At 67.6% G+C, this 9,389-nt stretch carries 11 protein-coding genes; 8 read left to right on the top strand and 3 right to left on the bottom strand.

Annotation, left to right across the window (positions count from 1 at the left end):
• Nucleotides 1-268 precede the first annotated feature (268 nt).
• From AB4Z47_RS20725 to AB4Z47_RS20700, 6 genes are all read left to right on the top strand, one after another.
• Complete coding sequence (locus AB4Z47_RS20725; protein ID WP_441952955.1) at nucleotides 269-1,135, top strand: lytic transglycosylase domain-containing protein; 867 nt, start codon at nucleotides 269-271, stop codon at nucleotides 1,133-1,135.
• A 19-nt stretch (nucleotides 1,136-1,154) separates the two neighbouring features.
• Nucleotides 1,155-2,291: an Mrp/NBP35 family ATP-binding protein gene (locus AB4Z47_RS20720; protein ID WP_441952954.1), complete on the top strand. Its 1,137-nt coding sequence runs from the start codon at nucleotides 1,155-1,157 to the stop codon at nucleotides 2,289-2,291.
• A gap of 66 nt (nucleotides 2,292-2,357) precedes the next feature.
• On the top strand, nucleotides 2,358-2,678 hold the full coding sequence (locus tag AB4Z47_RS20715; protein WP_441952953.1) for a DivIVA domain-containing protein: 321 nt from the start codon (nucleotides 2,358-2,360) through the stop codon (nucleotides 2,676-2,678).
• Nucleotides 2,645-3,268: a DNA-3-methyladenine glycosylase I gene (locus AB4Z47_RS20710; protein WP_441952952.1), complete on the top strand. Its 624-nt coding sequence runs from the start codon at nucleotides 2,645-2,647 to the stop codon at nucleotides 3,266-3,268. Before AB4Z47_RS20715 ends, AB4Z47_RS20710 begins: the two co-directional genes overlap by 34 nt.
• A 140-nt stretch (nucleotides 3,269-3,408) precedes the next feature.
• On the top strand, nucleotides 3,409-3,576 hold the full coding sequence (locus AB4Z47_RS20705; protein WP_011211259.1) for a DUF3117 domain-containing protein: 168 nt from the start codon (nucleotides 3,409-3,411) through the stop codon (nucleotides 3,574-3,576).
• Complete coding sequence (locus tag AB4Z47_RS20700) at nucleotides 3,577-4,464, top strand: putative RNA methyltransferase (protein ID WP_441952951.1); 888 nt, start codon at nucleotides 3,577-3,579, stop codon at nucleotides 4,462-4,464.
• A 22-nt stretch (nucleotides 4,465-4,486) separates the two neighbouring features.
• On the opposite strand, the gene glgA is transcribed toward AB4Z47_RS20700, so the two are convergent.
• A complete protein-coding gene (gene glgA, locus AB4Z47_RS20695; protein WP_441952959.1) occupies nucleotides 4,487-5,644 on the bottom strand; it encodes a glycogen synthase in 1,158 nt (385 codons plus the stop codon).
• A 137-nt stretch (nucleotides 5,645-5,781) separates the two neighbouring features.
• On the opposite strand from glgA, the gene glgC reads away from it, so the two are divergent.
• Nucleotides 5,782-6,996, top strand: a complete 1,215-nt coding sequence (gene glgC, locus AB4Z47_RS20690; protein WP_441952950.1) for a glucose-1-phosphate adenylyltransferase — start codon at nucleotides 5,782-5,784, stop codon at nucleotides 6,994-6,996.
• Nucleotides 6,997-7,023: 27 nt separating this feature from the next.
• On the opposite strand, the gene AB4Z47_RS20685 is transcribed toward glgC, so the two are convergent.
• Both AB4Z47_RS20685 and AB4Z47_RS20680 read right to left on the bottom strand, forming a co-directional pair.
• Entirely contained in the window at nucleotides 7,024-7,242 is a 219-nt protein-coding gene (locus AB4Z47_RS20685) for a hypothetical protein (RefSeq protein ID WP_441952949.1), read from the bottom strand.
• A 533-nt stretch (nucleotides 7,243-7,775) separates the two neighbouring features.
• Nucleotides 7,776-8,408 carry an O-methyltransferase gene (locus AB4Z47_RS20680; protein WP_441952948.1) on the bottom strand — a complete coding sequence of 211 codons (633 nt, stop codon included), beginning with the start codon at nucleotides 8,406-8,408 and terminating at the stop codon, nucleotides 7,776-7,778.
• 286 nt (nucleotides 8,409-8,694) lie between these two features.
• Here AB4Z47_RS20680 and sigE point away from each other — a divergent pair, with 286 nt between their 5' ends.
• Complete coding sequence (sigE, locus tag AB4Z47_RS20675) at nucleotides 8,695-9,357, top strand: RNA polymerase sigma factor SigE (protein WP_441952947.1); 663 nt, start codon at nucleotides 8,695-8,697, stop codon at nucleotides 9,355-9,357.
• Nucleotides 9,358-9,389 lie beyond the last annotated feature (32 nt).

The raw sequence follows: 9,389 nt of genomic DNA, 5'->3' as shown, positions 1-9,389 counted from the left end.
ACCCCGCCAAGACGCCCCCGCCGTACCGGCCGAAACACACCCACCCGAACCCGGCCCCGGCGAACCCGCAGAATCCACCCCACCCACACCCACCCCACCACCCGGCATCGCCCTCCCCTTCGGCATCGTCATCCCCCTACCCACACCCCGAATGTGACCTAAACCCAAGGCAGATCACGAAGCAGTAACAAAAGAATCTCGAATGCGGTAACCTTCCTTTCGTCCATCACGAAGGGCTCACGATGAGCCATTGGAGGGTCACCACAGCGTGGGACGTCACCGAAAACAGCCGCCTGCCACCGCCAGACGGAGCTCCGTTATCGCATTGACCGGATTGGTTCCCGCTGGACTCGTGGCCGTCACGGCCGCGTCCGATGTGGGCAGCGTGGCCGCGTCCGCGGCCGCGGTTCAGGCACCGGGAGCCGATCAGGACGTGCAGGGCGCCAGACCCCAGGCCGTCGCAGAACCCGTCGCCACGGCCGAATTCGTCGCTCATGCAATGGCAAAGCCCGCGCCCACCGCGGCGCCGGTGGTGAAAACCGTTGCACTGCCGAACGGAAGGCAACTCGCCGCGTTGCCGGCCGGGCCGGTGGGCGTTCCCGGCGTGGCCGTTGCGGCCTACCAGAACGCCGAACGTGTTCTGGCCGCGGAGAATCCGGTGTGCGGGATGCCGTGGTCGCTGCTGGCCGGCATCGGCCGGGTGGAGTCGACGCACGCGTTCGGCGGCAAGGCCGACACCGACGGCAATCCGCTGACCCCGGTCTACGGCCCCGTGCTGGATGGATCGCTGTCGGGCAACCACGTCGTCCGCGACTCCGACGACGGTGCGCTGGACGGCCTGGCCGGATACGACCGCGCGATCGGCCCGATGCAGTTCCTGCCGCAAACCTGGAAGCGTTACGCCGCCGACGGCAACGGCGACGGTATTGCCGATCCGCAGAATCTTTTCGACGCTGCCCTGACTGCCGGAAAATACCTCTGTGACGGTGGACTGAATATGCGCGACCTGGCCCAACAGTCCCGCGCGATTCTGCGATACAACCACTCCATGGCCTACGTCGCGAACGTCATGGCCTGGGAAACCTCTTACAGCACCGGGGCCGCACCCCGGCCCGGAGACCTGCCCAGAATTTGACACGCCTAAAATTCCTGCCATGCCAGTGGTTACGGAATCGGATGTGCGGGGCGCTCTCGCGAAGGTCGACGACCCGGAGATCCGCAAGCCGATCACCGAACTGGGCATGGTGAAAAGCGTCGCGATCGGCGCCGACAGCAATGTCCACGTGGAGATCTACCTGACGACGGCGGGCTGTCCGCTGCGCACCGAGATCACGCAGCGAGTCACCAGGGCCGTCGCCGACGTGCCAGGTGCCGGCGCGGTGACCGTCGAGCTCGACGTGATGAGCGACGAGCAGCGCACCGAACTGCGCAAGCAGCTGCGCGGCGACTCGGCCGACCCGGTCATCCCGTTCGCCCAGCCAGGCTCGCTGACCCGCGTCTACGCAGTCGCCTCCGGCAAGGGCGGCGTCGGAAAATCCAGCGTCACGGTGAACCTCGCCGCTGCCATGGCCGCACGCGGCCTCTCGGTCGGAGTGCTGGACGCCGACATCTACGGACACTCGATCCCGCGCATGCTCGGCACCGACGCCAGGCCGACCCAGGTCGAGCGGATGATCATGCCGCCCGTCGCGCACGACGTGAAAATGATCTCGATCGCGCAGTTCACCAAGGGCAACACCCCTGTGGTGTGGCGTGGGCCGATGTTGCACCGAGCGCTGCAGCAGTTCCTCGCCGACGTGTTCTGGGGTGACCTGGACATCCTGCTGCTCGACCTGCCGCCGGGCACCGGCGACGTCGCCATCTCCATCGCCCAGCTGATCCCGAACGCCGAGATCCTCGTCGTCACCACCCCGCAGCCGGCCGCCGCCGAGGTGGCCGAGCGCGCCGGAGCGATCGCGCTGCAAACCCGTCAGCGGATCGCGGGCGTGGTGGAGAACATGTCCTGGCTGGACCTGCCGGACGGCACCCGGATGGACCTGTACGGCTCCGGCGGCGGCCAGGCCGTCGCCGACCGGCTCACCCGCGCCGTCGGCGCGAACGTGCCGCTGCTCGGTCAGATCCCGATCGAGCAGGCGCTGCGTGAATCGGGCGATGAGGGCACCCCGATCGTGCTGCGCGATCCCGACAACCCGGCCGCAAAGGTGTTGCAGGATGTCGCCGACAAGCTCGCCGTCCGCCGCCGCGGCCTCGCGGGCATGTCGCTCGGCATCGATACCACCCGCCACCTATAGCCTCGGCGGACTTCGAGGACCGATAGCCGCGGGCCGGGTGTCGGTGCCGTTCAATAAGCTCACTACATGCTCACGATGCTGCTGTACGTGCTGATCGTCGGCTTGGTCGCCGCGGTGCTGTTCCTGCTTGCCAGTGCGGTCTTCGGGCGATCCGAGGAGCTGGGGCCGTTGCCGGAGGGGACGACGGCCACGCTGCTGCCCGCCGAGGGAATCACCGGAGCGGACGTGCGCGCGCTGCGCTTCCAGCAGGTGGTGCGTGGGTACAAGGCCGCGGAGGTGGACTGGGCACTGGCCAGGCTGGCCGCAAGGATCGACGAACTCCAGCGCCAAGTGGCCGAGACCCAGGCAACCAGATGGCAGACACCGGTCGCGCCCGAGTCGAAATGATCGCGCCCGCCGACGACGGCCGGATTCGCTGCGCCTGGCCGCTGGAATCCGAGCTGTACCGGGATTACCACGACTACGAGTGGGGCAAGCCGCTGCACGGCGACGACGCCTTGTTCGAGCGGCTGTGCCTTGAGGCGTTCCAGTCGGGGCTGTCCTGGATCACCATCCTTCGGAAACGGCCCGCGTTCCGCGCGGCGTTCGCCGGGTTCTCGATCGAGCGCGTCGCGGAATTCGGCGACGCCGACGTGGCCAGGCTGCTGGCCGACGCGGGTATCGTGCGCAATCGGCTCAAGATCGAGGCCGCTATCGCGAACGCCAGGGTCGCCCGCAAGCTCGACATCGGTCTGGACGAACTGCTCTGGTCGTTCGCGCCGCCACCACGACCGCGGCCGCGCACCGGTGCGGAGGTGCCCACGAGCACCGCCGAATCCTCAGCTCTGGCAAAAGAATTGAAACGGCGCGGGTTCCGATTCGTCGGGCCGACCACCGCTTACGCGCTGATGCAGGCGACTGGAATGGTCGATGATCACCTGGCCGATTGCTGGGTGGGCAGTGACCTGTCGGACCCGGGCCGACCGGTCACTTTTTGAACTCAGGTGTCCGTCCACATCCGCGATAGGGAAGAATAGGACCGGTGTAGCTCGCCAAATGCCGGCGAGCCACTAGTTGGTGACAACTGGAGTTCCAAGAAAGTGCGCAGCAGACCGCGCAGATCTGGAGGGAGCAGAGGATGGCGGCCATGAAGCCCCGTACCGGGGACGGTCCCCTCGAGGCAACCAAGGAAGGGCGTGGAATTGTCATGCGGGTTCCACTCGAGGGTGGCGGGCGGCTGGTCGTCGAACTCACGCCGGATGAGGCAGCGGCGCTGGGTGACGAACTGAAGAGCGTCACCAGCTGAGTGTCACCAGCTGAACACCCGGCCCTCGCCGCGGTGGCCGGTCTGCTGAACTGTCCCGAATGCGTGCGTTCGCAGCGGTCGCACGAGGACGCCTCGGCGCTCATGCTCGAACCGCGCGATCGGGCGCTGCGGTGCGCACAAGGGCACAGCTTCGATGTCGCACGGCAGGGCTATGTCAGCCTCCTGACGGGCGCGTCGACCAAAATGACCGGTGACACCGCGGCCATGCTGGACGCGCGCGCCACTTTCCAGAGCGGGGGGCACTTCGCGCCGATCGCCGATGCGGTGACTCGCGCTGTCACGGCAGCCCGGCGATCCGACGGTGCGGTGCTGGAAGTCGGCGCGGGCACGGGCTACTACCTCGCCCGGGTGCTCGAGGCCGCTCCCCCGGCCGTCGGCATCGCGCTGGACGTGGCCAAGCCCGCCGTGCGACGGTGCGCCCGCGCCCACCCGCGCGCCGCGGCGGTGCTGGCCGATGCCTGGCGCGGGTTGCCGATCCGCGACGGCGTGCTCGACCGCGTCCTGTCCGTCTTCGCGCCGCGCAATCCCGGCGAGGTAGCCCGAGTTCTCGGCAACGACGGCCGTTTCGTCGTCGCCACACCCACCGAACGCCACTTGGGCGAGTTGATCGGACCGCTGGACATGGTGCGCGTGGACCCGGACAAGGATCGCAGGCTCGAGGCCGCGCTGTCGGGTCACTTCGAGGCGGTCGAGGACACGCTCGTCGAGTATCCGATGAAACTCGGCCGGAGCGAGATCGCGAACGTGGTGGGGATGGGACCGTCCGCGTATCACGCGGCCGCCGCGGACGCGCGCTCGGCGAACCTGCCGGAGACCGTCGAGGTGACCGCGTCGGTCGCCGTGGGCACCTACCGCCCGGTGTCCTGACCGCGCCGCTCCCGGCGCGGAGTCACACCTTTCGGACCGTGTCGTAGACCTCGGTGGTGCGCGCCGCGACCCGCGCCCAGTCGAACTCGGAGACCGCCCGCGCGCGGCCCGCCGCACCGAACTCGGCGGCCAGCGCGGGATCGCAGGCGACCTCGTTGACGGCGGCGGCCAGGTCGCGCTCGAAGTCCTCGGCGGCGCCCGCGTCGTAATGCACCAGCCGCCCGTTGCGGCCGTCCTCCACCACCTCGGGGATGCCGCCGACGTCGGAGGCGACCACCGCGGTCGCGCAGGCCATCGCCTCCAGGTTCACGATGCCGAGCGGCTCGTACACCGACGGGCATACGAACACGGCCGCGGCGGCGAGGATCTGGCGGATCTGCTCGGTCGGCAGCATCTCGCGAACCCAGTACACGTTGCCCCGCCGCCGCCGCAACTCGTCCACCGCGGCGGCGACCTCCTGTGCCAACTCCGGCGTGTCAGGGGCGCCCGCGCACAGCACGAGCTGGATGTCCTGGTCGAAGTCCCGGGCGGCGGCCAGCAGGTGACCGACACCCTTCTGTCGCGTGATGCGGCCGACGAACGCCACGATGGGCCGGTCGGGGCGCACGCCGAGCGTGTCGAGCACCGACGACGTGCCCGCGGTCTCCTGCCCTGGATGCCAGATGCTCCCGTCGATGCCGTTGTGCACGACGTGTACCCGATCCGGGTCGACGGCAGGGTAGGCGTCGAGCACGTCACGGCGCATGCCCTCGCTCACCGCGATGAGGGCGTCGGCGTGTTCGACGGCGGTGCGCTCCGACCACGAGGAGAGCCGGTAGCCGCCGCCGAGCTGCTCGGCCTTCCATGGCCTGCGCGGTTCCAGCGAATGCGCGGTCAACACGTGCGGGATCCCGTAGAGCGTCGCGGCCAGGTGCCCCGCCAGGCCGGTGTACCAGGTGTGTGAGTGCACCACGTCGACCTCGCCCGCGGCATCGGCCATCCGCAGCTGCGCGGACATCATCTGCAACGCGGCGTTGGCGGCGTGGAGCGCAGGATCCGGTTGGTGTACCACGGCATCCGTGCGCGCGACGCCCATGCAGTGCACGGTCACTTCGCACAACTCGCGCAAACGCGCGGTCAACTGAGTTACGTGTACTCCGGCTCCGCCGTATACCTCGGGCGGATACTCGCGGGTCAGCATTGCGACGCGAAGCCGGCTCCGCTTGCCGGAATCCACCGCCGAGTGCCCGCCGTACGTGCCGAAACTCACCGGTTCAAACTAGACGTTCGGTTCGGCTGAGGCCACTCCCGGGCGCGCCACCCGGTAGTTTGGCAGGTGTGAGGAGCCAGCCGCACGTACTAGGGATCGTGCTCGCCGGTGGCGAGGGCAAGCGACTCTTTCCACTCACGGCGGACCGCGCCAAGCCAGCGGTCCCGTTCGGCGGCGCCTATCGCCTCATCGACTTCGTGCTCAGCAATCTGGTCAACGCAGGCTTTCTGCGGCTGTGCGTGCTCACCCAGTACAAGTCGCACTCGCTGGACCGGCACATCTCGCAAACCTGGCGGCTGTCGGGCTTTGCGGGCGAATACATCACTCCGGTTCCTGCGCAGCAGCGGCTCGGGCCGCGCTGGTACACCGGCAGCGCGGACGCGATCATGCAGTCGCTGAACCTGATCTACGACGAGGACCCGGACTACATCGTGGTGTTCGGCGCCGACCACGTCTATCGGATGGATCCCGAGCAGATGGTGCGCCACCACATCGATTCCGGGGCGGGTGTGACCGTGGCGGGCATCCGGGTGCCGCGCAGCGAGGCGAGCGCGTTCGGCTGCATCGATACCGACGACTCAGGCCGGATCACCCAGTTTCTGGAGAAGCCTGCGCACCCGCCGGGCACCCCCGACGACCCGAACGTCACCTTCGCGTCCATGGGCAATTACGTCTTCACCACCAAGGTGCTGGTGGATTCGATCAAGGCGGACGCGGACAACTCCGACTCCGACCACGACATGGGCGGCGACATCATCCCGTCGCTGGTCGCCGCGGGCCAGGCGGGCGTCTACGACTTCGCCCACAACGAAGTGCCCGGCGCCACCGAACGCGACCGCGGCTACTGGCGCGATGTCGGAACGATCGACGCGTTCTACGACGCGCATATGGATCTGGTCTCGGTGCACCCGGTGTTCAACCTCTACAACCGGCACTGGCCGATCCGCGGCGCGGCCGAGAACCTCCCGCCGGCCAAGTTCGCCCAGGGCGGATTGGCGCAGGAATGCATTGTCGGCGCCGGCAGCATCCTGTCCGCGGCCACCGTGCGCAATTCGGTGCTCAGTTCCAATGTCATGGTCGACGACGGCGCCACGGTCGAGGGCTGCGTGCTCATGCCCGGTGTCCGCGTCGGACGCGGCGCGGTGGTGCGGCATGCCATTCTGGACAAGAACGTGGTGGTCGGCGAGGGCGAGATCATCGGGGTAGACCTGGAGCGCGACCGCAGCCGGTTCGCCGTGAGCAACGGCGGCGTGGTCACGGTGGGCAAGGGCGTGTGGGTATAGAAGTCAGTAGTTGCGTGGCGAGCTGAATCAGGGTTCGCCCGGCTCGGGGGCGGGGGATTTGGTGCAGAACGGTGCGCACGGGCCCGGCGTGCGTGGCACGGTCGTCTTCGAAGTGCCGAAATCGGCTGTGCTGACCAGATATACCGCCAGTACCGCCAACAGAAGCACCGCGGCGAGGGCTACCATCGTCCGACCCCAGTGGATCGGGCGAGGGCGGCGCTCGTCGTCGTCCCAGAGGAACATCACCGCACTGCACCTTCTTCCGAATACCTCGCTCGGAGGATCAACCAGCTAGTACCCCGTTCGCACATGCTTCCTGAAGAATGCGCCGGACAGCCGACGCGTGTCGGGGTATTCGATGGGTTGGCCGATCATGGCCTGACGAAAAAGTGCAGAAGCCGCGGGATCTGCGCTTCGAACCTGCGCGGAAACCCTGTCTCGGCAGCCAGCGTTCGGGGGGATTACAGTCCCGGCGGCGCGACAGTCTGCGTGCAGAATGGCTCGCACGGCCCCTGTGTCGGAGTGACTTTCGGAGGTCCGCTGTCGAAATCGGCGTTACTGACTACGAGTAGCACCAGAACGGCACCCAGGATCACGAACAGGAACGCGATTATGGTCGGCCGCAGCCAACTCGATCGTCGCTCCACGACGACATCACCCAGGTAAACAACCTCTACGGCATCGAGTTCACGCATCTTGACAACCTCGCTGACTTGTTTCCCAGCGGGTACCCGCGATTCGGCCATGGAATCAGCTTGTGTTGAGCATCGCGCGAATCACTAACCGCGTGAGGCGCAGAGCAATCCGTCCCCGACCGGGATCAGCACGCTGGTGAGTTCGGGGTGCTCTGCGATGGCGCGGGTGGCGGCGCGCACGGCCTGTGTGGCCGGATCGCGCTGCGATGTGTCGGGCACTCGTCCGCCGAGCAGCGCATTGTGCAACACAATTGCCCCGCCGTCGCGCAGCAGCCGCACCGCCTGGGCGACGTACTCCGGGTGCTCCAGCGGCGCCGCGTCGATGAAGACCAGATCGTAGGCGCCATCGGCCAGGCGCGGCAGTACGTCGAGCGCGCGTCCATTGATCAGCCGGGTCCGTGCGGGCGGGATCTCGGCGGCACGGAACGCCTCCCTGGCCGCGCGCTGGTGCTCCGGCTCGGAATCGATGGTGGTCAGCGTTCCGTCCTCGCGCATCCCGTCGAGCAGCCACAGCCCACTGATGCCTGCACCGGTGCCCACCTCGACTACGGCACGTGCGCCGAGCAACTGTGCGTAGATGCTCAGCATCGCCCCCACCGAGGGCGGCACGGGCGCCACGCCGAGTTCGGTGGCCCGTTCGCGCGCGCTGACGAGGATCTCGTCTTCCACGACGGATTCCTCCACGTAGGCGAGATTTCGCTCCAGATTCGATGCCACGGGTATGAGGCTAACGCCGGGCGGGTGGTCTCGGCGTTCCGTACAACACGCGCCGCCCGCCATTCTCGCGGCCATTTTTCTCAGGTGTCCCTCAGGATCTCCATATCCCGGCCATATCAGGACACGAGAGAGTATGGGCAACGCAAGACCACCGACCGTGTGCAACACGGGACGCGGGAACAACGACATACCGATCGTCGGTTGTATCCGTACGCGACGGTCCGCAGATCCGGGCCACCGCAAGTTCCGACGTTTGCGGTCCCTAGTAGGAGGTAGCTCCATCCACATGGTCGATGCGGCGCGCGAGTACGCCACCCTGCCCGAGCAGATCCTGCCGACCGAAGCCGATGCCTCCGAGGAGTCCGTCGAGCTGAGCGGGACTGCTGCTTTCGATGCCACCGGTGACCGGTCGGCCATGCCGTCCTGGGACGAGCTGGTCCGCGAGCACGCCGATCGGGTCTACCGCCTGGCCTACCGCCTCTCCGGCGACGCACAGGACGCCGACGATCTCACCCAGGAGACGTTCATCCGGGTGTTTCGCTCGCTCTCGAATTACCAGCCGGGCACCTTCGAAGGCTGGCTGCACCGCATCACCACCAACCTGTTCCTGGACATGGTCCGCCGACGCAACCGGATCAGGATGGAAGCGCTGCCCGAGGACTACGACCGCGTCCCCGCTGAGGGCCCTGGTCCCGAGCAGGCGTACCACGACGCCCGGCTGGATCCCGACCTGCAATCCGCGTTGGATTCGCTGGCACCCGAGTTCCGCGCCGCCGTCGTGCTGTGTGACATCGAGGGTCTGTCCTACGAGGAGATCGGCGCTACGCTCGGCGTGAAGTTGGGCACCGTGCGCAGTCGAATCCACCGTGGGCGGCAGGCACTGCGTGACTACCTTGCGCATAATGGAAGTGAGCAGCGGTTCGCCGCTGACGTGAACAACATAGGGTGATCCGTCGGAAGCCGGCATCACCCGAAAAATCG

This window comes from Nocardia sp. 2TAF39 (assembly GCF_052114905.1).
Lineage (GTDB): Bacteria > Actinomycetota > Actinomycetes > Mycobacteriales > Mycobacteriaceae > Nocardia.
This window is presented reverse-complemented; position numbering and strand designations above follow the sequence as displayed.

Bases quoted from the DNA above. Each gene is read 5' to 3' on its own strand.
- AB4Z47_RS20720 (WP_441952954.1), top strand. From the start codon at position 1,155: ATGCCAGTGGTTACGGAATCGGATGTGCGGGGCGCTCTCGCGAAGGTC.
- AB4Z47_RS20715 (WP_441952953.1), top strand. From the start codon at position 2,358: ATGCTCACGATGCTGCTGTACGTGCTGATCGTCGGCTTGGTCGCCGCG.
- AB4Z47_RS20710 (WP_441952952.1), top strand. From the start codon at position 2,645: ATGGCAGACACCGGTCGCGCCCGAGTCGAAATGATCGCGCCCGCCGAC.
- AB4Z47_RS20705 (WP_011211259.1), top strand. From the start codon at position 3,409: ATGGCGGCCATGAAGCCCCGTACCGGGGACGGTCCCCTCGAGGCAACC.
- glgA (WP_441952959.1), bottom strand. From the start codon at position 5,644: ATGCTGACCCGCGAGTATCCGCCCGAGGTATACGGCGGAGCCGGAGTA.
- sigE (WP_441952947.1), top strand. From the start codon at position 8,695: ATGGTCGATGCGGCGCGCGAGTACGCCACCCTGCCCGAGCAGATCCTG.